Source organism: Cobetia sp. 14N.309.X.WAT.E.A4 (assembly GCF_030397495.1).
GTDB lineage: Bacteria > Pseudomonadota > Gammaproteobacteria > Pseudomonadales > Halomonadaceae > Cobetia > Cobetia marina.
On the sequence record NZ_JAPNXT010000006.1, the window covers coordinates 39,418 to 62,217 of the forward strand.

The following is a 22,800-nucleotide window of genomic DNA, read 5'->3' on the forward strand; positions in this document are numbered from 1 at the left end:
ATCTGCGAGGGCGTCGAGTCTTCGGCCATCAGCAACATCTGTTGAGACTAGACCAGCCACAGTGACAGTTGCGGCCACAGCAGCAACATCGCCAGCACGCACAGCTGGATGGCGATGAACGGCAGCAGCGAGACGAAGATATCCTTGAGACTGATGCCTTCCGGTGCCACGCCTTTCAGATAGAAGGCGGCAGGCCCGAAGGGAGGCGACAGGAAGGACACCTGCATGTTGACCGCGAACAGCACGCCGAACCATACCGGGTCATAGCCAAGTTGGATGATGATCGGCACGAAGATCGGCAGGGTCAGCATCGCGATGCCGATCCAGTCGAGGAACAGCCCCAGCAGCAGCAGGATCGCCATCATCACCATGATGATCGCCAGCGGCGGGATATCGAGGCCGAGAATCATGCTCGACACGAAGCGGTTGCCGCCCATCAGGTTGTAGACCCCGACCAGCGCCGCCGCCCCGATACCGATCCAGATGATCATGCCGCAGGTGTTCATGGTCTGGGACAGCGCACGCTGCATCAGGGTGATGGAGAATTCACCCCGCAGCATCACCGCCACCAGCACGCCGAAGCTGCCCATCGCCGCTGCCTCCGTCACCGAGGCCACCCCACCATAGATGGAACCCAGCACCAGTCCCGCGATGATCGCCGGCACGCCGACGGCCTTGAGCAGCTCACGCTTGCTCTGGAAGCTGGCACGCCGTTCCTCCTCGGGCATCACCGGCCCCAGCGCGGGATTGCGCAGGCAGCGGATCAGCACATAGAGGATATAGCTTGCCATCAGCACGATGGCCGGGGTGATCGCCGCGGTGAACAGATCGGCAATCGACTGGTTGGCGATCAGGCCATAGATGATCAGCACGATGGAGGGCGGCATCATGGTGCCCAGCGAGCCCCCGGCACACACCACGCCGATGGCGATGTGCTTGTCATAGCCGAGCCGGAGCATCTGCGGCAGCGCCAGAATCCCCAGCAGCACGATCTCGCCGCCGATGATGCCGGACATCGCCGCCAGGAAAAACGCCACCACGATGGTCTGGATCGCCACGCCGCCGGGCAGGCGACCTGCCATCACGCGCATGGCATTGAACAGGTCCTTGGCGATCCCCGAGCGATCCAGCAGCGAGGCCATCAACACGAACATCGGCACCGCCACCAGCGAATACTCGGTGACGAAGCCATAGACACGACTGGTGACCAGCGGCAGCGCCATCGGGCCGAACCAGCCGAAGGTGTAGGCCAGCGCGACCAGGCCGGTGACGAAGGCCAGCGGCAGGCCGGTGACCAGCAGCGCGAAGATGCCGCCGACCAGCAGCATGGTAGCCGTTGCGATATCCATCAGCGCTGCTCCTTGTCTGACGTGGTACGCGTCTCTTGTGCCGGGTGGGCAGCGGCGTCACTTTCCCCTTCGGGCGGACGGGGAGAGAAGAAGGTCTGGTAGAGATGCCACAGCGCCTGCAGGGTCATCACCGCCAGCGCGAACAGGATCACGCCCTTGGTCAGCGCTGGAAACGGCGGGTTCCACGAGGTACCGGAGCGCTCCAGCTGCCATTCGCCCAACGGGCTGTGCGAGGCGCGCCAGAACATCACCCAGCCTGCGTAACTCATCGCCATGCAGAACACGAGCGTCATCACGTCATTGAAGCAGTCCAGCACGTAGCGAAAGCGCGTGCCGACCAGGTCGTAGAGCACACGCACGCGAATATGGCGGTTGTTGGCCAGCGCCGCCGGCCCGCCCAGCGCGAAGCTGGTCGCGACCAGGAAGATCACCGTCTCGTGGACCCAGGAGGTCGGCGAGTCGAGGCCATAGCGCATCACCACCTCGAACACGCTGATCGCCATCGCCAGCAATACCAGCCACGCCGCGGCGCGCGTGCCCTTGCCGACCAGTCGGTCCAGCGGCGTGCGCGTGCCCAGATTCGGGTCGTGGTCATCCGACGCCTCCGGCAGGCCCGGCGACGCCACATCATGTTCTGCCATATCGAATTCCTTGCTAACTGGCTTGCTCAAGGAGGATCGGCGCGCCCAGTGAGCACGCCGATCATCATCTCCCGCGTCTTTCCTGATCGTCTTGATCCTGTCGACGTCTCGCCCCGGCGACTCTTGTCACGCGGCCGATGACAGCGAGTGGACGCTTACATCAGGTTGCGGTCGGTGAGGAAGGTGACCACGGACTCGTAGACCTTGCCGGTCAGCTCGTTCTTCTCGGCCCATACCTTCCATTCCTGCTGGGCGATGCGACGGAACTTGGCGCGCTCTTCCGGTGCCATGTCGATCACCTCGATATCCGGATTGGCTCGCGCCGCGCTCACCGCCTTGAGGTCACGCGCCTTGAGGGTGAAGACCATGTCGTAGGCCATCGAGTCAGTCGCGGTCTCCATGATCGCCTTGAGATCCGCCGGCAGGCCGTCCCAGATGTCCTTGTTCATCGACACCGCCACCATCGGCAGCGAGTGGAAGCCCGGATAGGACGGGTACTTGGCGAAGCTGTGCAGGCCCTGGTCATCATTGGTGGCGAACACGGTGTAATCCGCCGCGTCGATCACGCCCTTCTCGAGACCGGTGTAGACCTCGGAGCCCGGCAGGTTGACGGGGGCTGCACCGGCCTTCTGGAAGATGTTGTAGACCATGCCTTCCGGCGCACGCACTTTGAGGCCCTTGAGATCATCGACGGTACGCACCGGCTTCTTGGAGACGAAGGACTCAAGCCCGGTGGCGCCTGCGCCGATCAGATGCACGCCGTAGGGCTCGACCAGCTCGTTGTAGAGCGCCTCACCGCCGCCGTGCTGCATGTACTCGAGATATTCCAGCGGATCCCCCCAGGCACCCACCAGGTTGCCCAGCATGCCGAAGGCCGGATTCTGGCCCGAGAAGTAGGACGGGTCCGTCAGGTGGCCCTGCAGGATACCGGAGCTGACGGCGTCCAGCGTCTGGTTGGCCTGTACCACGGCATTGACCGGCAGGATCTCGATGGCGATGCGCCCATCCGACATGGTCTTGATGTTCTCGGCCCAGGCCTTCTTGACCTCGAACTGCGGCTCACCGGCCGTTTCCGAGGTCTGGAAGGTCCATTCGTACTCGGCCGCCCAGCTGGGCGCGGCCATCGCACTGGCGGCCAGCGCCGTGGAAAGGGCAAGCGCCTTGAGCGCGAAACGCCCGGAGGCGAGGGACAGACGGTGAGACGTGGTGGAATGCGGCATAGTGGAACTCCTGGCGTGTTGTTATGACGTGTTATGACGTTCTTTGGCGGAGGGAAGACGTGCAGACACTTCCCGGCGTGGCGACGCCCAGGGCGCGGGTCACTCTCTTGACAGGGGGGCGGAGAGACTGGGCAGCTGACCGAAACGACGTAGCAGCTCCAGCGGCTCCTGGGCGCGCCCGACACCGTGCGGCCCATCGGCCACCTCGGGCATGGCGAGCCCGAGATCGCGCCCGGTGCGATCCAGCACATGCAGGGTCGCGGCATGGGCCGCCTCCGGCTGGCGCAGACGAATCGCCTCCATCACTGCGCGATGGCGGCCGAGGCTGTCACCCAGCTCCGAGGCGTTGTGGTTGGAAGTCGCCACCAGCAGGCTGATCGAGGGCTTGAGCACATGGCCGAGCTGCGCCCAGATGACGTTGTGGGTCGCGGCGAAGATGGCGTCATGGAAGGCGATATCGGCGCGATCGAACTCCTCCATGGCGCTGCCGCCATGCACCGCCGCCGCCATGCCGTCGTAGGCCTGCTCGATGGCGGACAGGTCCTGGGCGGTGGCCTCGGTGGCCGCCAGTGCGGCTACGAAGGGTTCGATGGAAATGCGGAAGGCGTAGATATCCCGTGCCAGCTGCGGATGCGGCATCGCGTAGCGCGTCATCCAGCCGGTCACGCGCGGATCGAGCAGATGCCACTCGCTGAGCGGATTGACGCGGGTGCCCTGGCCGGTGGTGCGGGTCAGGATGCCGGCATTGACCAGACTCTGGATCGCGGTGCGTACGGTGGCACGGCTCTGGGCGTGCTGATCGCAGAGATCCAGCTCACGAGGGATCAGACTGCCCGGCGGATAACGATTCTCGAAGATGGCCTGCGCCAGCCATTCCGCCACATCGACACGGGCGGTGGTCGACGATTCACTGGCGGTCGCTGACGCTGGGGATGACGTGCTGGCGCGCGGGTGGCCGCCTGCAGCACTCCTGGGTGGCGTGGGCATGATCGAACGTTCCTTGATGGCGTGGCGCGTCAATTGTGGCTCGCTCACCTTCCTCGCAGGATGGGTCGCGGTGCGCTCTTGTCCGTCAAGGAATAGCCCATGTCAGACATGCCAACAAGACACCTTAGACCAAGGGTGAGACCCGACTTTGGTCACACCTTTACGCAACTCCATGTTGCGCAAGGATTATTCAACTTCACCAGACTTCGCGCCATCTTCGCTCATGTCGCGAACCGGACACGACCGATCATCACCGTTCGCTCGGCGCCGCTGTCGGCCACCACCGTTCTCACCGCGGCCTCGCCTGCCGCGCCGAAGCTTGCCGAGAGCTCGATCTGACTGACCCCCTGAGCGATCAGCTCACTGACCAGTCGCTCGGCCGCCTTGAGCGAGCCCAGTGTCGCGACGGAGAGTCGCATCTCCCCGCTCCCCTGGCTGCTCAGCGAGGTATTGCCACTGTGCTCGACCAGAATCAGGAAGGCATGGTGCATAACGTCGTGCGTCTTCACGGCCATGAAAGTCTCCTCACCACGAGATGGATCACGCATCAAGAAGCCTAGCGTGTCCCCGCGAGCATCAGGACTGATCTTTCTGAGCGCTTGTGGACCACGGATCAACGACATGTCGTCCTATCTGGACGTGAGCCGGGCACAAAAAAACGCCTGCCGCTTTCGCGACAGGCGTTCTCGAGCACCTCATTCCGAACCGGTGGCCAGCTCCCTCATGATGCGAACATCATGTGTCGGCAAGCGCCATCCGTCAGGAACTCAGGCGTAGACCGGCAGACGTGCACAGACCTCGGAGACCTTGGCCTGTACCTCGGCTTCGGCAGCGGCGGAATCGCCGGCGACCATCGCCTCGAGGATGTCGCAGATCCAGCCCGCCAGATCCAGACACTCCTGCTCCTTGAAGCCGCGTGTGGTGACGGCCGGAGTGCCGATACGCAGACCGGAGGTGACGAACGGCGACTGCGGGTCACCCGGCACGGCATTCTTGTTGACGGTGATGTGGGCACGGCCCAGTGCCGCGTCAGCGTCCTTGCCGGTCAGGCCCTGCTTGACCAGTGACAGCAGGAACAGGTGATCCTCGGTGCCGCCGGAGACGACTTCGAAGCCACGCTCCAGGAACACGGATGCCATGGCCTGGGCGTTCTTGACGACCTGCTGCTGGTAGGTCTTGAAGGACGGATCCATCGCTTCCTTGAAGCAGATCGCCTTGGCCGCGATGACGTGCATCAGCGGGCCACCCTGGCCACCCGGGAAGACGGCGGAGTTCAGCTTCTTCTCGATGTCGGCATTGCCTTCGGCAGACAGGATCAGGCCGCCACGCGGACCGCGCAGGGTCTTGTGCGTGGTGGTGGTGACGACATGGGCGTGGGGCAGCGGGCTCGGGTAGACACCGGCGGCGACCAGACCGGCCACGTGGGCCATGTCGACCAGCAGATAGGCACCGACTTCGTCGGCGATCTTGCGGAACTCGGCCCAGTCGATGATCTGGGAATAGGCGGAGAAGCCGGCGATGATCATCTTCGGCTTGTGCTCACGCGCCAGACGCGCGACTTCGGCGTAGTCGATCAGGCCGTTCTCGCCCAGACCGTACTGCACGGCGTTGTAGTGCTTGCCGGAGAAGTTCGGACGTGCACCGTGAGTCAGGTGACCACCCGCGTCCAGGCTCATGCCCAGAATGGTGTCACCCGGCGAGACCAGCGCCTGGAAGACAGCGCTGTTGGCCTGGGAACCGGCGTGCGGCTGAACGTTGGCGTAGGTGGCACCGAACAGTTCGCAGGCACGATCGATGGCCAGCTGCTCGACCTTGTCGACGAACTCGCAACCGCCGTAGTAACGCTTGCCCGGGTAGCCTTCCGCGTACTTGTTGGTCAGCTGGGAGCCTTGCGCCTGCATGACGCGGGGGCTAGCGTAGTTCTCGGAGGCGATCAGCTCGATGTGAGCTTCCTGGCGAACGACTTCGTCGTCCATGGCGCTCAGGAGCGCATCATCAAAACCGGCAATCTGCATGTCACGGGTGAACATCGGGTGTCCTCGCCTGAAGGGTGATGACGACAGCGAATTCCGGCGCGGCCGGATCGCCATCTAGGGGTAAGATCAGGACCAGCATGATACCTCAGCCGGCGGTCCGATTCACATGAATCAGCATCATTGTTAACGCAGGATGGCCTCACGATCGACACGACGATCCCGAGGCCATCCTGCGGCGGCGTCATGCACTGCGCTGATGCTGCCTTTCCATGCTCACTGCAGGGCGCGCAGCCCTGCCATGGGCGGCTGGCGGCGCACTTCCCGCGACAGCCAGAAGCCCAGCCCGCCGACCAGCACAGCGCCGATCAGCGGCAGGCCGAGCCACAGCCACGGATGCAGCACCACCGGCAGGCCCAGCCAGCCGGAATAGAGCCCGACCGCCGCCCCTTCCGCCAGCATCGCGCCCAGCAGACCGCTCAACGCCCCCAGCAGCACGAACTCGGCAGCCTGCAGGCGGGCCAGCAGGCTCTGCCCGGCACCGAATACCTTGTAGAGCGCGCCTTCGTGTTCTCGTGCGGGGCGGCTGGCCACCAGGGCCGCGTAGAGCACGCTGGCACCGGCCAGCAGTACCAGACCGAGAATCAGCTCGACGGCCCGCGAGACCTGGGCGATCAGCTCCTGCACCCGCGTGAGAATCGCGTCGATGTTGATCAGGGACACGCTGGGGTAATCGCGCACCAGCGGTGCCAGCGCTCCCTCCTCCTCGAGATGAAACGCCGTCATGTAGCTGTGGGCGAAGCTCTCGAGCGCCCCGGGCGGGAAGATCACATAGAAGTTGGGCATGAAGCTGTCCCAGTCCACATGGCGCAGATTGACCACCTGCGCCTTGAGGGTCTCGCTGCCGATGGTGAACGACAGGCTATCGCCGATGGACAGTCCCATGCGCTGCGCCAGGTCTTCCTCCATCGAGACCGGCACCCCCTGCGCCTCGGCGATGGCCTGACGGCGCGAGGGTTCGGCATCCGCGAAGTCCTCGAGCGGCGCCCAGTCACCTGCCGTCACGCGGTTGTGATCAGGCAGATCACGATGCCAGGTGAGATTGAGCTCACGCTGGGGCACGCCGCGTGAGGATTCAGCCTCCCCGGTGCCTTCCTGCATGCCACCGGCCGCCTGTTCCGTGTCCGGCTGACGTTCACGGGTAGCGGCATTTTCCAGCGCCCGCTGCTGTGAGCGACCCAACAGGGATTCGCCTTTCAGGGCGGTGATGCGCCCCCGCACCATCGGATAGAGCTCACTCAGGCCGTCTTGGGGCGACTCCGCCCCTTGCGCCTCCACGATGGCCGACAGCTCCTCGCCGAAGGCCTGCTGCTGGCCCGGCTGGATGTTGATGGCGAAGTGGTTGGGGGCATTGGCCGGAATCTGCGCCTGCCAGCGGCTGATCAGATCACCACGCACCAGCGCGATCAGTGCCACGGCCGCGAAGGTGACGGCGAAGGCCACCAGCTGACCGAGACTGGCGCCGCGACGCCGCGCCAGCAGCCCGCCCGCCAGACGGACCGGCCGACTCCAGCCGCCCTGTCCCCGCGTACGCGCCACCACCTTGACCATCAGTGACAGCAGCAGCTGCCCCACCACCAGCAACAGTCCCAGCCCGATGATGCCACCGACCAGCAACCCGGCCGCCAGCATGAGATCGCCCGAGTAGAGCCACATCAAGGCGCCGAACACCAGACTGGCCATCGCCACCACCACCCACGCCGAAGCCGGCAGCGGGGCCAGTTCACGCCGCAGCACCTTGAGCGCACTGACCTGACGCAGGCGCAGCAGCATCGGACCGGCGAAGCCGGCCAGCACCGCCAGTGCCGTCAAGATCCCCAATGCCAGCGGCAAGGGGCCCGGCGCCGGCAGCTCCAGCGGCAGGAAGCGCTCCAGCAGTGCCACCAGCCCCATCTGCCCCAGCAGCCCCAACACGGCCCCCAGGGTGCTGGCCAGCAGCGCCAGCCAGCCAAGCTGAGCGGCAAACAACCGTGACAGCTGACGCTGGGAAGCCCCGAAGCAGCGCCATAGCGCGGCACTGTCCAGATGGCGTTCCACATAGCGGCGCGTCGACATCGCCACCGCGACCCCGGCCAGCAGCACCGCCACCAGCCCGGCCAGACTCAGATACTTGTCGGCACGCTCCAGTGAGCGCCCCAGTCGCGGGCGATCCTCGCGCACGTCCTTGAGGCGCACCTCGGCATTGTCGGCACTCGCCAGCAGCGGCGCGATGGCATCGCGCGCCTGCTGCACCGCCGCCGGATCGCCAGCGGCCAGCAGGCGATATTCCATGCGTGAACCGGGCTGGATCAGACCGGTCGCCTCGAGATCCGCCATGTTGAACATCAGGCGCGGGCTGAATTCGGAGAAACCGCCCTGCTGGTCCGGCTCACGAGTGATCAGGCCGGTCAGGGTCAGGGTCTTGCGTCCCATGGTGAGGGTATCCCCCGGCGACACTCCCAGCGCCGTGGCCAGGCGTGGTACCAGCCAGGCCTCCCCGGGTGGCGGGATGGCGGGGCGTGTGGCGGCTCTCTCACCGTCAGCCGACCCGTCGTCGGCAGGCTTGCCGTCCGCCCCCGCGATTCGGGTCTCGGGCGTATCGGAGGCAAGCTCGATCTGCCCCATCAGCGGATACCCCGGCGAGACTGCCTTGAGGCTCGAGAGTACGAAGCTGTCGCCATGCGAGGCCATCGAGACCATGCCCAGCTGCGGCGACATCTCGAGCCCGGCCTCCTCGAAGGCCTGCCGGAAACGCGGGTCCAGTGGATTGCTGGACTCCAGCACCAGATCTCCCCCCAGCAGCTGTCCCGCCTGGCGCGTGAGGCCACGATCCAGACGATCCAGAAAGAAGCCGATCATGGTGGTCGCGGCCACCGCCAGCATCAACGCCAGAAACAGCGCCCGCACATCACTGGCACGCAGGTCCCGCAGCAGGCCACGCAACGCAAGCGGCAGACGCATGGCGCCCCCGCGCGGCGATCGCGCGTCAGATGTCATGCTGGCATCAGTCATGCTGCCCTCCTTGCGGTGTGGCCACCGCAGGTGCCGAGGCATCGTCCTGCCATTCGACCAGCTTGCCGGCTTCCAGCGTCAGACAGCGATCACAGCGTCTGGCCAGGGTCAGATCATGGGTGACCAGAATCAGCGTGGTGCCGCGCTCACGGTTGAGGGTGAACAGCAGCTCCGCGATGCGATCACCGGTAGCGGTATCCAGATTGCCGGTGGGCTCATCGGCGAACACCAGCCCCGGTCCCGCCACGAAGGCGCGGGCGATCGCCACCCGCTGCTGCTCGCCACCGGACAGATGACGCGGCAGGTGATCAAGACGCTCTCCCAGCCCGACCCGCGCCAGCCAGTCACGTGCCTTGGCCTCGATATCGCCCCGGGGCGCCAGCTCCAGCGGCATCAGCACGTTCTCCAACGCCGTCAGGGTCGGCAGTAGCTGGAAGTTCTGGAACACGAAGCCCACCTGCCCCGCGCGCAGCGCCGCACGCCCGTCTTCATCCAATCCGGCAAGCGAGGTGCCGAACAGGCGAATATCGCCCTGGGTCGGACTGTCCAGCCCCGCCAGCAACCCCAGCAGCGTGGATTTTCCGGAACCGCTGGCCCCGATGATCGCCACGCTCTCGCCGGCTGCCACGGCAAGCTCTAGATCTTCAAGAATGGTCAACTGGCCGTCACCGCTGGTGACACGCTGGGTCAGACCCGTGACATTGAGGACTGCCGTCGGCGCCTGCGGATTCGCTGCTGACGGTGCCGCGACTGACGCTTGATCCGACGCAAAGGGGGCGTCGTTAATGGAGGCGTTATGTGACATCGTGTCTGCTCGCTTATGGTTGTGAACGGGATGGCCATGAACGCCAGTCCCCGAAACGGATGTGAAACGTGTGCAGATGATGGAGATGAGGAATGCAGAGATGGCTGGTGAATCGCCGTGAAACGCAACGTCTGTCCCGAGTCGCCGAACCGCGCGTCACGCGCAAGACTGCCGGACTCACGCGGCTGCGCAATGCGCTTGCCAGTTCGGCACTGACCCTCGTGGCCGTGCTGGCGCCTCAGGTGGCGCTGGCAGATGCGCCGGCTCCCTGGCTGGTGGTCGGCGACTCCCTCTCGGCCGGCTACGGCATCGACAGCAGCCGGGGTTGGGTCGCGTTGCTCGACGAGCGCCTCGAGGACACCCTGGGCAACGATGCGCCGGAGGTCATCAATGCCAGCATCAGCGGCGATACCACCGAAGGCGGCCTGAATCGCCTGCCGGCACTGCTCGACCGACACGACCCTTCGCTGGTGATGATCGAACTGGGCGGCAACGATGGCCTGCGCGGCCTGCCGCCTGCGCGCATGCAATCCAATCTGGCCAGCATGATCGATGCCGTGGAGGATGCCGGCGCCCAGCCCGTGCTGCTGGGGATCGAGATCCCGCCCAACTATGGCCCGGCCTATACCGACGCCTTCCGCCAGGTCTATCGAGACCTGGCCGACGAATACTCCGTGCCGTTGGTGCCCTTCATTCTCGAGGGCATCGCCACGGCACCGGCCGGCCAGAAACTGATGCAACAGGACCGTATCCACCCGACGGCCAAGGCCCAGCCGAGGTTGCTGGACAACATCTGGCCGACGCTCGAGCCGCTCGCGCTACCTTCCACACAGTGACCCTGCACGTGTCTACCTTGCCTGAACATGACATGGGGCATCCCGGTCAGAATCAAAGGTGACGGTGGTTTCCCGAAGGGCGTGTCCTCTCGATACGCCCTCTCGACAAGCCCTCCCGACAAGCCCTCTTGTCATGCCCTGCCGCCACGCTTCTCATCACGCTCGTCCATCGTGCCCCGCCCGGGGCGCTTCGCCCTTCAGAGCACTGAGGATTCCACCATGAGCCAGTCCCGCAAGGCAGTCCCCGGCAAGTCAGCCCCCACAGCGACACCCGCGCATGCGGCAACCGGGCAGCCCCCGTCGGCCCCCGAGACTCCCCACATGACGCTCGGGCCGGTCTCCAGCGACGCCTACCCTTACGACAAGCGGCTCAAGCGCAAGGTCTACGAGGCCGAGAAGCGGGCCCTGCAGATCGAGCTGCTCAAGGTCCAGCATTGGCTGCGTGACAGTGGCGAGCGGCTGGCCATCGTGTTCGAGGGGCGTGACGCCGCCGGCAAGGGCGGCACCATCAAGCGCTTCATGGAATATCTCAACCCGCGTTTCGCGCGCATCGTGGCACTGGACAAGCCCAACGAGACGGAGAAGGGACAGTGGTACTTCCAGCGCTACGTCTCGCGCTTTCCCACCAGTGGTGAAGTCGTGCTGTTCGATCGCAGCTGGTACAACCGTGCAGGAGTCGAGGCGGTGATGGGCTTCGCCAGCCCTGACGAAGTCGAGCGTTTTCTCATCCAGGTGCCACAGCAGGAGCGCCTGTGGGTCGAGGATGGCCTGCATCTGGTCAAGCTCTATTTCTCGGTCTCCCGGGAAGAGCAGTCCAATCGTTTCGCCAAGCGCGCCGCCGACCCGCTGACGCGCTGGAAACTGTCACCGATGGACGCCGTGGCCCAGGAGAAGTGGGACGACTACACCACCGCGGCCGAGGCGATGTTCGCGCGTACCCACAGTCGCCACGCGCCCTGGACGCTGATTCGCTCCGATGACAAGCGTCGTGCTCGCATCGGCGCGCTGCGCCATGTGCTCAGCCAGCTCGACTACCCCGGCAAGGACACACGGCTGATCGGCACGCCGGACCCATTGATCGTGGTGGATGCCGGCCGTCTGATCCTGCCCACGGACTAGTACGCCCCTGAGGATGCAGGCGCGGGCGGAGCGCGCTCATGTCGTGTGTGACAGTGTCTCCGGCGCCTTCTGCAGCTGCTGCAGGCCCAGGCCTGCCAGAATCAGCACCAGCCCCGCGAGTGTCGAGGTCAGGATCGGCTCGCCGACGATGAAGTGCAGCAGCGTCAACGACACGGGGGGAGACAGGAAGATCAGATTGGAGACCTTGGCGGTACGCGACACCTTGTGGACCGCCAGCTGCCAGAGCACGAAGGCGATGCCCATCTCGCACAGGCCGACATAGAGCCCGGCCATCAGCGCCTGAGGATTGGCGTCTTCCCCGATGAAGTTGCCAAACCCCGGCCCGATGGCCACCAGCAAGGTCAGGACCGGCAAGGCGACGCTGAAGTTCTGCCACTGGGCGACCAGCGGGGCGCGGGCATCCCGCGCGTTCAGCAGCCAGTAGAGGGCCCACAGCAGGGTCGAGCCCAGCGCCAGTCCGACGCCGAGGGGATCGGCGAAGGCGACATCGAACACCTGCCCGCGGGTGGCGATGGTCCACACCCCGGCGTAGGCGATCAGCCCTGCCGCGACATCGATGCGCGTCAGGCGCTGCGCGAGGATCGGCACGGCAAGAAAGGCCATCGCCAGTGCCCAGGTATAGTTGAGCGCCATGGCCTCCTGCCCCGGCAGACGTGCATAGGCGCCGAACAGCACCAGATAGTAGCCGACCGGGTTCATCAGTCCGGCCCAGGCCGCTGTCCGCCAGCCGCCTTTCCAGCCGCTGGCGAGCGCCTCGCGCAGCCGACCCTGACGCCACATCAGCACGCCGATCAACAGCCAGGAGACCAGCGCTGCCAGCCACACCAGCTCCAGCGGCGACATCTGCGCCAGCGCCAGCTTGAAGGCCGTTGCCACGGTCGACCACAACCCGACCGCTCCCAGACCATAGAGCATGGCCTCCCTGTCCTGACTCATGGCATGCTTCCTCGCAATTCGGACACCGCCATCCTGGCGGTGTCGACCTGACGCCCATGCCCGCCATGCGCGTCGCAGGCTTGAGCATCGCGCGCGTGGCGTGCAGCTGCAAGCCCGTGTACGCAAAGGACGCTTTACGATGACCACCAGCCCCTCTTCGCAGCTACCGCACGCCAACCCGCAGCCCGATCCCCCCTCCACGGCGCTGGTCAGCGCCTACCGTCTCGACGGCAAGGGCAGCGCGACCCTCTTGAGCGATGATGAGCTGCGCCAGGCCTGGCAGGAGCCGGAGGCCTTGATCTGGATGCACCTCGATTACACGCGAGGCGACGTCAATGATTATCTCGCTGGCATCGCGCAGCTGGATGATCCCAGCATCGAGGCCCTCACCGAGCTGGACACACGCCCACGCGTCGCACGTTTCGGCGGCGGCATCGTCACCACCCTGCGCGGCATCAATCTCAACCCGGGTGCCGCGCCGGAAGACCTGCTGTCACTGCGCCTGTGGATGAGCCCGACTCGCCTGATCACCCTGCGCCGCCGCCCCTTCCAGTCGATCACCCAGGTGCGTGAGCTGCTGGAAGCCGGCCAGGGAGCCGAAAACATCTCCTGGCTGCTGGCGATGATCAGCGATGCGCTGGTCGATCGCGTCGCCGAGCTCAGCCACCGTCTTGACGATCAACTGGCGATCCTCGAGGAGGATCAGCTCAATGACGTGGAGATCGATCCCGACGACATCACGCGGCTGCGCCGCCCGTTGATCACCCTGCGGCGCTTCATGGGGCCTCAGCGCGACTGCCTGGCCCAGCTGGCTCAGGGGCCCTTGTGGATCGATGAGCAGGCGCGACTGGACCTGCGCGAGATCGCCAACCAGCTGTCGCGTTACGTGGAGGACTTTCAGGCCATGCAGGAACGCGCCCTGATCCTTCACGAGCAGCGCATGAGTGAGCACAACGAACAGCTCAACCAGCGCATGTACCTGCTCTCCGTCATCACCGCCGTCTTCCTGCCGCTGGGCTTCCTCACCGGACTGCTGGGCGTCAATGTCGGCGGGATTCCCGGCAGCGAGAGCCCATGGGGCTTCACGCTGTTCGTCGGCATGACGCTTGGGGTGGTCGCGATGCAGATGTGGCTGCTCAAGCGCAAGAAATGGTGGTGACGCGGATCGGGGCACTCGTCACGGTGTCGGAGTGCCCTGTTCGCGGCTGGCGCGGTCGATATGGCCGAGATCGCGCTCCGGGTCGAGCACATCACGCACGCGTTGCTTGAGGTCACGGCTGTCCGGGAAGCCGCCATCCCGCTTGCGCTCCCAGAGCACCTGCCATTCGGCGTCAGGCGCAGGCTGGCAGAGCACCTCGAAGTGCCCGCCGTGACTGGGTGCGAGAGCGACCTCATCCAGCGCTTCCCCGAAGGTGGAGAGCAGTTCCTGGGCATACCAGGCCGCGCGCAGCAGCCAGTTGCAGCCGGTGCAGTAGTGAATGCGAATCTTGAGCGTGGACGGTTGATCCATGAGAGCGAGCGTTCCAATCGTGAGTGAAGAGTTGCCGTTCCCACTTCACTGCAGCGAGGCGTTCGGGTCAATGCCGAAATGCGTGCAGGGATGAGAGCGTCGACAACTGGCACTGGGCATCCCCGCACGGGCACGGAATAATGAGGTTTCAGCCGCCGACCTTCGGAGCCATGCATGTCAGACCCGTCATCGTCCTCGTCCCCATCGTCTCCCTCCTCGCGCTCGGCCTCACGCTCGGCCTCAAGCCCCTCGTCAGATGCCTCGACGGAGGCCACGATGACAGGGACGCCTGCCCCCCAGAAGGAGCACGCCACGGGACAACGCCCGGAGCAGGACCAGGACAAGGACACCACCAGCGGCGCCCAGAGCCGCTTCTTCGAGCGCATGACCGGCGATGAAGACTCGCGCATGTGCAAGGATATCTCCGAGGATGCCTGCCATCAGCAGCCCGGCAATGTCTGGCGCCATCTGCTGGCCTCGCTGGGGACCAAGCTGGCCGACGAGCTGGCAAGTGCACGCCTGGTGCTGCCGTGGCTGCTGGGATTGATCGGCGCCCCGGTGTGGATGGTGGGGCTGCTGGTGCCGATTCGTGAAGCCGGCGCCCTGCTGCCGCAACTGGTGGTGGCGGGCTTCATCCGCCCGCTCCCGCGGCGCAAATGGGTCTGGGTCGCGGGGTCCGTGCTGCAAGCGCTGATGGCCTTCAGCCTGGTGATCATCACGCTGCTCTCTCGAGGCGACGGTGACAGTGGCCTGGGCGGCAGCCTGGCCGGTGGCCTGGTGCTGGGGTGTCTGGTCGTGCTGTCACTGGGGCGTGGCGTGGCCTCCATCGCCACCAAGGACGTGCTGGGCAAGACGATCGCCAAGCAGCGCCGTGGCCGCCTGATGGGATGGAGTGGCAGCCTGGCCGGCGCCATGACGTTGCTCGCGGGGGGTGTTCTGATGCTGCTGGGCGAACAGCCCGGTCAACAGGTGCTTGCCACCCTGATGGCGATCGCGGCACTGGGCTGGAGTTTGAATGCTTTCTGCGCGGCGCTGATCAAGGAAGATCGCGGCGCCACCAGCGGCGGTGCCAATGCCTGGGACACCGTGCGCCAGGGGTTCAGCCAGCTGCGCCATGACGCCGCCTTCCGCAATTTCAATCTGGCGCGTGCGCTGTTGCTCTCAAGTGCCCTGGCCCTCCCCTACATCGCGCTGCTGGGCCAGCAGCAGAGTGGCGAAAGCCTCGGCGGACTCGGGGTACTGGTGGTCGTGTCAGGCCTGGCGGGCATGGTCGCCAGCCCCATCTGGGGCAAGCTTGCCGATACCTCGAGTCGGCGCGTGATGCGCAACGCCGGCGCCGGTGCCGCCGTGTGCTGCGCGCTGGCCGGCAGCATGGTGTGGTGGCCCGGAGCGCTTTCCGACAGCGTCTGGAGTTATGCCGTGGTCTACGGGCTGCTGGTGATCGCACATTCCGGCATCCGCCTGGGACGCAAGACTTACGTGGTGGATCTCGCCAGCGCTGACAATCGCGCGCTCTACGTGGCTCTGTCCAATACCCTCACCGGCGTGCTGATGCTGGTGCTGGGTCTGGCCATCGGCGGTCTGGCCCAATGGCTGGGCAGCGAGTGGCTGCTGCTGATTCTGGCTGGTGTCGCCACGGCGGCCGCCCTGTGTGCGCAACATCTGCCAGAAGTGGAAGACGACTGATACCGGACAGAGCGGTCTGCCAAACCTCGCGACGGGGGCCCGGGACAGGCGCTGGCCCCCGACACATTAGCGGCTGCGATTGCATAAGCCGCGTCTCCCCGCCATAGTGAAACCGATGATGGTGCTGGAATGTCCGGGCACACGGACAGGCACCCGATACCCGTACTCTCGGGCTCGGTCACAAGGGCCGGGTTCTTTAGCCGCAAGGATCAGTGCCAGATGAAAAGACCCCACATGATCAGCCCCGAGCTGCTCGAGAGAGTGGTGAATGCCTCGGACGATGGCATCGTGGTGGCCGAACAGGAAGGTGACGAGAACATCCTGATCTACGTGAATCAGGGCTTCGAGCGCCTTACCGGTTACAGCGCCGACGAGATTCTCTACCGCGATTGCCGTTTTCTGCAGAATGACGACCGTGACCAGCCACAGCTGGACAACATCCGTGCCGCGCTGCGCGACAAGCGCCCGTGCCGCGAGATACTGCGCAACTATCGCAAGGATGGCAGCCTGTTCTGGAACGAACTCTCCATGACACCGGTCTTCGACGAGCACGACAATCTCCAGTACTTCGTCGGTGTCCAGAAGGATGTCACCAGCCTGATGACCGCGCATGAGGAGCTGGAGCGCCTGCGGGAAGCCCGCAAGAGCGATGTCGAGTGACCACTGACACGCTCCCCTCCTTTCGGTCATGAACGACTCGCCAACGCCCACCACCCGGTGGGCGTTGGCGTTCGTGCGCGGACGAAAACTTCCCCGCGACCCACCAGAGCATGCTTCCACGCACACAGGACTTGTCATCGAACTTCACCAGCGCTATATAGCGAAGGAGCCTTCGGCAGGTCGCCGCAGGCGGTGTCTGACGCCTCGCGTCTGGCAGACTGATTCATGATCGGGAGGTCCGCCCATGGCCCGCGAACAATTCCTCGACGATATCGATGCTACCGCCCTGGCGGAGGAAGCCACCAACGACGTGGACTTCGAACTGTCTTCCAGCTCCACCCCCGCCAGGCCCCAGCGCAGCGACTCGCGCCAGCGTCTCGAAGCCCTGCTGGAAGAACGTGCGCTGGCACGCTCCATCCGTGAAGGCTGGGACGATGAAGCGGATGATGATGACCTGCTGGACGCCAGTGACTGGGGAGAGGAGGAGTGAGCGCCTCGCGATGAGGCCGGGGCTGGCCTCGAGATGCCCCTTCAGGGAAGGTTCGCCACACCGCTTCCCGGTGAAGGCCAGGGGGTTCAGCCCCGTCAGCGAACCGGCCATGGAATGGCCGCCGTCACGCCAACGATGGCCTTGACTGGTCAAGCGTGACCACGGGCACTATCATCAGCGCGTCATTCCATTCTCCAACCAAATTGGGATTCCATGGCGCAATACGTCTATACCATGAACCGGGTGGGCAAGGTCGTCCCCCCGAAGCGCGAGATTCTCAAGGACATCTCGCTGTCCTTCTTCCCGGGTGCCAAGATCGGTGTGCTCGGTCTCAACGGCTCGGGCAAGTCCTCGCTGCTGCGCATCATGGCCGGCGTGGATCAGGACTACAACGGCGAAGCGCGTCCCATGCCGGGCCTCAATGTCGGCTACCTTCCCCAGGAGCCGGAGCTGGATGATTCCAAGAACGTGCGCGAGTGCGTCGAGGAATCTCTGGCCCACATCAAGAATGCCCAGGCGGAGCTGGATGAAGTCTATGCCGCCTACGCCGAGCCGGACGCCGATTTCGACGCCCTCGCCGCGCGTCAGGCCAAGCTCGAGGACCTGATCCAGGCCTCCGACGCCCACAACCTCGAGCGCAAGCTGGAAGTGGCCGCCGAAGCGCTGCGCCTGCCGCCGTGGGATGCCAATGTCGGCGTGCTGTCCGGTGGTGAGCGTCGCCGTGTCGCCCTCTGCCGTCTGCTGCTCTCGAGCCCCGACATGCTGCTGCTGGATGAGCCGACCAACCACCTGGACGCCGAGTCCGTCGCCTGGCTGGAGCGCTTCCTGCACGATTACGCCGGCACCGTGGTCGCCATCACCCACGACCGTTACTTCCTCGACAATGTCGCGGGCTGGATTCTCGAGCTCGACCGTGGCCAGGGCATTCCCTTCGAAGGCAACTATTCCTCGTGGCTGGAGCAGAAGGACGCTCGCCTGCAGCAGGAAGCCAAGCAGGAAGCCTCACGCAACAAGGCCATCCAGCAGGAGCTGGAGTGGGTTCGCCAGAATCCCAAGGGCCGTCAGGCCAAGAGCAAGGCGCGTCTCAACCGCTTCGAGGAAATGCAGTCCGGTGATTTCCAGAAGCGCAACGAGACCAACGAGATCTACATTCCGCCGGGACCGCGTCTGGGCGACAAGGTCATCGAGCTGCACAACGTCACCAAGCGTTTCGAGGACAAGCTGCTGTTCGACGACCTGTCCTTCACCATTCCCCAGGGTGCCATCGTCGGTATCGTCGGCGGCAACGGTGCGGGCAAGTCCACGCTGTTCAAGCTGGTGACCGGCAAGGAAACCCCGGACAGCGGCGAAGTGGTGCTGGGCGAGACCGTCAAGATCGCCTACGTCGAGCAGCTGCGTGATGGCCTGGAAGACAATCAGACTGTCTGGGAAGCCGTCTCCGGTGGCCAGGACATGCTCAACATCAATGGCCATGAAGTCTCCTCGCGCGCCTATGTCGGCCGCTTCAACTTCAAGGGCACGGATCAGCAGAAGCGTCTGTCTGATCTGTCCGGTGGTGAGCGTGGTCGTCTGCAGCTGGCGCAGACGCTCAAGCAGGCCGCCAACGTGCTGCTGCTGGATGAGCCGTCCAACGATCTGGACATCGAGACCCTGCGTGCACTGGAAGAGGCGCTGCTCGCCTTCCCGGGCTGTGCACTGGTCATCTCGCACGACCGCTGGTTCCTGGATCGCATCGCGACCCACATCCTCGCCTACGAAGGGGACTCCAACGTGGTGTTCTTCGAGGGCAGCTACAGCGAGTACGAAGAGGATTACCATGCGCGTGTCGGCAACGATGCGCCCAAGCGCATGAAGTACAAGCGTATCGATGCCTGATCCGGTGATCTGAACCGCTGGATTGACCAGGACGCCCTTGCCGCTGACGCCGCAAGGGCGTCCTGCGTTTGAGGCAAGCCTCACAAGGGCGCTCCCGCGTCGCCTCTGGCACTTGCAGTCAGGCCGAACACGGGAGATAACGGGGCGAATGCTTGCCGTCACTCACGGCCGTCCGTCGCACACGCCGTTGCGCCACTCACAGGATCAGGAATTGCCCATGAATCGCTGGCTGCAACAGCCGCTGATGTGGTTACGCACCTTCACCACCAGCATCGCCTATCTGCCAAGCCTGCTGGCGACGCTCTATATCCTGCTTGGCTTGATCTCGGTGCTGCCTTCCGGCCTCCCCGAGCCACATGAACTGCCAGCCAGCGAGATGCTGAATGCCCTGACCTTCAAGGAGCACGACACGCCGCGCACCCTGCTGGCGGCACTGGTCGGCGGGCTCATTTCGCTGATGGTCTTCAGTTTCACCATGGTGATGAGCGTGCTGACCCAGGCGGGCGCACAGTTCTCCCACAAGCTGCTGCTGGGGCTGGTGACCGAGCGTCACCATCAGCTGGTGCTGGGACATTATCTGGGCAGTCTGCTGTTCCTGCTCATCAACCTGATGGTACCCAATACCGGCGATTCGCCAACGCTATGGCGCTCCATCGCGGTCTATCTGGGCGTGTTGATGATGGTCAATTGCCTGGGGATGTTCATCTACTTCATCCACCAGGCATCACAGTCCGTGCAGATCAATGCCGTGGCTCGCCGCCTGTCCGGGCGCACGCGGGTCTCGCTTGAACGACTGCGAGAGCGCAATCGCCACGACGGTTTCGGCGAGCGCCAGATCACTCGCGACACGTCACGCTGCCAGCTGCTGAGAGCAAAGCGACGCGGCTATGTGCAGCAGGTCGATTTCGCGGCCCTTCGCCAGCTGGCCATCGACCACGACATGATCGTGCACCTGGACTTCGCGCTCGGGGCCTTCATCGTCAGTGGCATGCCGCTGATGCGCATCGAATGGCCTGCGGGCCTGCCCGAAGGCGTCTCGGCGGGTGATGAGCTCGATGAGCACCATCAGGCAGGACTGATCAAGAAGCTGCGCGCGGCACTGGGCTATCTGGATGGGGAATCCGTCGATGACCTTCACGAGCACGGCCTAACCCAGCTGATGGAAGTCGCCATCAAGGCGCTGTCTCCCGGCATCAATGATCCGGGCACCGCACGCCTGTGCCTGCATCAACTCACCGAACTGCTCAGTGAGCGCATGCAGCTGCCCCTGTGCAACTGCTGCGTGGATGAGGAAGATCACATACGGGTCAGCTGGGAGATGGAGAGCTTCGACAGTCTGCTCTACCGCAGCATCTCCCCCATCCTGCACTATGGTCGTGATGACCTCTCGATCTGTCTGGCGCTGCTCTCGCTGCTCAAGACACTGTCACTGCTGGGCAGCGATGACGCGCAACTGGCATTGCTGCAACAACATGCCGACAAGGTGGTGGAGGCCATCCTTGCCCAGGCACAGTTCGAGGTGGACAGGCGCTTCATCGAGCAGGGCCTCAAGGCCGGGCATCATCGTCTGACGCTGCCAGGTACCCCGTGGTGACGTGCTGGCCTGATGAACACGCAAACGCCCGCAGCGGTCGCTACCGTCTGCGGGCGTTTGCGTCGTGATGAAAGCCGTCCGTATCAGGGCTTGCGACGCCCCTTGAAGAACGACACCAGGAACAGCACCAGGAAGACGACGAACAGTACCTTGGCGATGGTGGCCGCAGTACCTGCGATACCGCCAAAGCCGAGTACGGCGGCAATCACGGCAACGATCAGAAAGATGATGGCATAGTTGAGCATGGCAATTCCTTATGTCATGGAGAACCGGTAGTGGGCGACGACCGCAGCGGCACGACGACTGCCTCTGCATGTGGCGTCTCATTCGACGCGCTCGCCCTTCGCTCATCAGGTGTGGCAGCTGACGTGATTGCCAGAGGGCGGAGTCACGACAGACCGCTTGATCACCTTGTCCATGTGAAGATGGTAATCAATACAAGTAAAGTCAAGGCCATGTCTCGAATCGGTAAAAGATTTTCCCGCGCGGGTTGAAAGCCTCCCTCATCATCCGCAGGTCTATTTTCAGGCACACGGCAGGCGGCATCCGGTTGGCCGCACGCATGCAGCTCGGACAAGTGGCGCTGCTTGTCGGGTGCCGCCTGATCTCCATCGAAAACGCCCCGCCAGGAAGTTCCTGGCGGGGCGTTTTCGATGATGCCCATGCGTGTCGCGTCACGGCAGATCTCGTCGGCTCACACATGGGCTCAAGTGACGTTTACAGCGCCGCGATCATGGCCTCGGCATAGGCGATGAGCTCCGGCTCGCTCATGACCTCGACCCGATTCAGGCCACTGTCCACGCTGGCAGGCCGCCCTTCCTTCACCAGCAGCGTACGCGGATAGCCCGCCCCACCGATGCGCTCGCTCAGCTGCGCATGTGCCTCACTCAGATAGACTCCGCGAGTCTCCTGCACGCACAGGGTCACCAGCGGCAGACCACCTCGCGCCAGAGCCGCCTCGAAGGCCGGCAGCGCCGGACGCTGACGCACGGTGCAGTCCGGGCACCACTGCGCAATCTGATTGAGGACGAAGGTATCGCCGGCCGCCAGGCGTGCTTCGACATCGGCCAGAGTGGCGAGAGAAGACGTGTCATTGCTCATGGTTCACCTCAATACAGGGACGGATCGGATTTCTCTGGACGAGTCTTGAAACGGCGATGCAACCACAGGTACTGCTCGGGATGCTTGCGGATCGCCCCCTCGATGAAGGCATTGATGCGCGTGGCATCCGCGACATCATCGCCACTCGGGAAGTTGACGAGTGCCGGGAGATACTCCAGCGTATAGGTACGATTGTCCGGATTGCGATGGAACATCAAGGGCATCACCGGCGCCCCTGTCATGCGGGCGATCTTGGCCGTCAGCTTGATGGAGGCGGCATCGATACCGAAGAACGGCGCGAAGACGCTGACGTCCCGACCGAAATCCTGATCCGGCGAATACCACACGCCATGCCCGCTCTTGATGCGGCGCACCACACCCCGCAGGTCATGGCGGTCGATGGCGGTGCCGAAGATGCCATTGCGCGCGCGCGTCATGAAACGCTCGAACAGCGGGTTGTCATGCGGGCGATAGACGACATCGGCCGGGAAGAACAGCGAGTGCAGTGCGCCACCGAGATCCAGTGTCGAGAAATGGATGCCCACGATGAGCGCGCCCTTGCCCTGCGCCATGGCGCGCTCCATGTGCTCCTGACCCTTGAAGGTCACGCGGTCGCGCATGTGCTCCGGGTCTCGACACCACCCCGTGGCGGTCTCGAAGATGCCGATACCGTTGGCATGGAAGGTCTTGCGTACCTGACGCGCACGCTCCGCTTCGCTCCATTCGGGGAAGCACAGCTTGAGATTGGTGTCCGTGATATGGCGACGACGCTTGCCGAAACGCCATGCCAGCTCACCGATGCCGCGCCCCAGCCACAGCTTGGCGCACCAGGGCAGGAAGGCCGAGGCCTTCATGGCCCCGATTCCCAGCCAGGCCGGCCAGTAACGGGGATGCGCAAAACTCTCGGGGTAGGTCTTCTTGGCCATGACTCTCTCGTTCAACGGGC

The 22,800-nt window shown here is 64.5% G+C and carries 21 protein-coding genes; 8 read left to right on the forward strand and 13 right to left on the reverse strand.

From position 1 onward, the window contains the following. Positions 1-47: 47 nt before the first annotated feature. From OW493_RS09755 to OW493_RS09790, 8 genes are all read right to left on the reverse strand, one after another. Positions 48-1,349 carry a TRAP transporter large permease subunit gene (locus OW493_RS09755; RefSeq protein ID WP_077375014.1) on the reverse strand — a complete coding sequence of 434 codons (1,302 nt, stop codon included), beginning with the start codon at positions 1,347-1,349 and terminating at the stop codon, positions 48-50. Beyond that, complete coding sequence (locus OW493_RS09760) at positions 1,349-1,990, reverse strand: TRAP transporter small permease (RefSeq protein ID WP_077375017.1); 642 nt, start codon at positions 1,988-1,990, stop codon at positions 1,349-1,351. The genes OW493_RS09755 and OW493_RS09760 overlap by 1 nt, the downstream gene beginning before the upstream one ends. Positions 1,991-2,145: 155 nt before the next feature. Next, positions 2,146-3,114 (reverse strand): TRAP transporter substrate-binding protein, encoded by a 969-nt coding sequence (locus OW493_RS09765; protein WP_205632764.1) that lies wholly within the window; start codon positions 3,112-3,114, stop codon positions 2,146-2,148. Between the two features lie 195 nt (positions 3,115-3,309). Beyond that, positions 3,310-4,197 carry an FCD domain-containing protein gene (locus tag OW493_RS09770; RefSeq protein ID WP_289863993.1) on the reverse strand — a complete coding sequence of 296 codons (888 nt, stop codon included), beginning with the start codon at positions 4,195-4,197 and terminating at the stop codon, positions 3,310-3,312. A 221-nt stretch (positions 4,198-4,418) separates the two neighbouring features. Then, positions 4,419-4,712, reverse strand: a complete 294-nt coding sequence (locus OW493_RS09775) for a DUF6506 family protein (protein WP_084208052.1) — start codon at positions 4,710-4,712, stop codon at positions 4,419-4,421. A 252-nt stretch (positions 4,713-4,964) separates the two neighbouring features. Further along, entirely contained in the window at positions 4,965-6,227 is a 1,263-nt protein-coding gene (gene glyA, locus OW493_RS09780; protein ID WP_077375029.1) for a serine hydroxymethyltransferase, read from the reverse strand. A gap of 219 nt (positions 6,228-6,446) precedes the next feature. After that, on the reverse strand, positions 6,447-9,170 hold the full coding sequence (locus OW493_RS09785) for an FtsX-like permease family protein (RefSeq protein WP_289864105.1): 2,724 nt from the start codon (positions 9,168-9,170) through the stop codon (positions 6,447-6,449). Positions 9,171-9,213: 43 nt separating this feature from the next. Then, complete coding sequence (locus tag OW493_RS09790) at positions 9,214-10,026, reverse strand: ABC transporter ATP-binding protein (RefSeq protein ID WP_289863994.1); 813 nt, start codon at positions 10,024-10,026, stop codon at positions 9,214-9,216. A gap of 92 nt (positions 10,027-10,118) precedes the next feature. Here OW493_RS09790 and OW493_RS09795 point away from each other — a divergent pair, with 92 nt between their 5' ends. Both OW493_RS09795 and ppk2 read left to right on the forward strand, forming a co-directional pair. Then, positions 10,119-10,862 carry an arylesterase gene (locus tag OW493_RS09795; RefSeq protein WP_289863995.1) on the forward strand — a complete coding sequence of 248 codons (744 nt, stop codon included), beginning with the start codon at positions 10,119-10,121 and terminating at the stop codon, positions 10,860-10,862. A gap of 219 nt (positions 10,863-11,081) precedes the next feature. After that, positions 11,082-11,981, forward strand: a complete 900-nt coding sequence (gene ppk2 / locus OW493_RS09800) for a polyphosphate kinase 2 (RefSeq protein WP_289863996.1) — start codon at positions 11,082-11,084, stop codon at positions 11,979-11,981. A gap of 36 nt (positions 11,982-12,017) precedes the next feature. On the opposite strand, the gene OW493_RS09805 is transcribed toward ppk2, so the two are convergent. Continuing rightward, positions 12,018-12,938 carry a DMT family transporter gene (locus tag OW493_RS09805; protein WP_084208049.1) on the reverse strand — a complete coding sequence of 307 codons (921 nt, stop codon included), beginning with the start codon at positions 12,936-12,938 and terminating at the stop codon, positions 12,018-12,020. 139 nt (positions 12,939-13,077) lie between these two features. Between OW493_RS09805 and OW493_RS09810 the strand changes: the two genes are divergently transcribed. Continuing rightward, positions 13,078-14,097, forward strand: a complete 1,020-nt coding sequence (locus OW493_RS09810; protein ID WP_289863997.1) for a zinc transporter ZntB — start codon at positions 13,078-13,080, stop codon at positions 14,095-14,097. 18 nt (positions 14,098-14,115) lie between these two features. On the opposite strand, the gene OW493_RS09815 is transcribed toward OW493_RS09810, so the two are convergent. After that, positions 14,116-14,448, reverse strand: a complete 333-nt coding sequence (locus OW493_RS09815; RefSeq protein WP_077375047.1) for a SelT/SelW/SelH family protein — start codon at positions 14,446-14,448, stop codon at positions 14,116-14,118. A gap of 384 nt (positions 14,449-14,832) precedes the next feature. Between OW493_RS09815 and OW493_RS09820 the strand changes: the two genes are divergently transcribed. The 5 genes from OW493_RS09820 to OW493_RS09840 all read left to right on the forward strand — a co-directional run bounded on the left by OW493_RS09820 (position 14,833) and on the right by OW493_RS09840 (position 20,753). Beyond that, positions 14,833-16,134, forward strand: a complete 1,302-nt coding sequence (locus tag OW493_RS09820) for an MFS transporter (RefSeq protein WP_289864107.1) — start codon at positions 14,833-14,835, stop codon at positions 16,132-16,134. A 219-nt stretch (positions 16,135-16,353) separates the two neighbouring features. Next, a complete protein-coding gene (locus tag OW493_RS09825) occupies positions 16,354-16,794 on the forward strand; it encodes a PAS domain-containing protein (protein ID WP_077375053.1) in 441 nt (146 codons plus the stop codon). Positions 16,795-17,038: 244 nt separating this feature from the next. Next, positions 17,039-17,284, forward strand: a complete 246-nt coding sequence (locus OW493_RS09830) for a PA3496 family putative envelope integrity protein (protein ID WP_077375056.1) — start codon at positions 17,039-17,041, stop codon at positions 17,282-17,284. Positions 17,285-17,497: 213 nt separating this feature from the next. Then, positions 17,498-19,159: an energy-dependent translational throttle protein EttA gene (ettA, locus tag OW493_RS09835; RefSeq protein WP_077375059.1), complete on the forward strand. Its 1,662-nt coding sequence runs from the start codon at positions 17,498-17,500 to the stop codon at positions 19,157-19,159. Between the two features lie 217 nt (positions 19,160-19,376). Beyond that, positions 19,377-20,753 carry a DUF2254 domain-containing protein gene (locus OW493_RS09840; RefSeq protein WP_127734649.1) on the forward strand — a complete coding sequence of 459 codons (1,377 nt, stop codon included), beginning with the start codon at positions 19,377-19,379 and terminating at the stop codon, positions 20,751-20,753. 83 nt (positions 20,754-20,836) lie between these two features. Here the strand turns inward: OW493_RS09840 and OW493_RS09845 are convergent, their stop codons facing one another. The 3 genes from OW493_RS09845 to lpxL all read right to left on the reverse strand — a co-directional run bounded on the left by OW493_RS09845 (position 20,837) and on the right by lpxL (position 22,780). Continuing rightward, entirely contained in the window at positions 20,837-20,998 is a 162-nt protein-coding gene (locus OW493_RS09845) for a DUF1328 domain-containing protein (protein WP_084208047.1), read from the reverse strand. A 472-nt stretch (positions 20,999-21,470) separates the two neighbouring features. Continuing rightward, positions 21,471-21,854: a hypothetical protein gene (locus OW493_RS09850; RefSeq protein WP_136938776.1), complete on the reverse strand. Its 384-nt coding sequence runs from the start codon at positions 21,852-21,854 to the stop codon at positions 21,471-21,473. An 8-nt stretch (positions 21,855-21,862) separates the two neighbouring features. Next, complete coding sequence (gene lpxL / locus OW493_RS09855; RefSeq protein ID WP_289863998.1) at positions 21,863-22,780, reverse strand: LpxL/LpxP family Kdo(2)-lipid IV(A) lauroyl/palmitoleoyl acyltransferase; 918 nt, start codon at positions 22,778-22,780, stop codon at positions 21,863-21,865. Between the last annotated feature and the right edge of the window lie 20 nt (positions 22,781-22,800).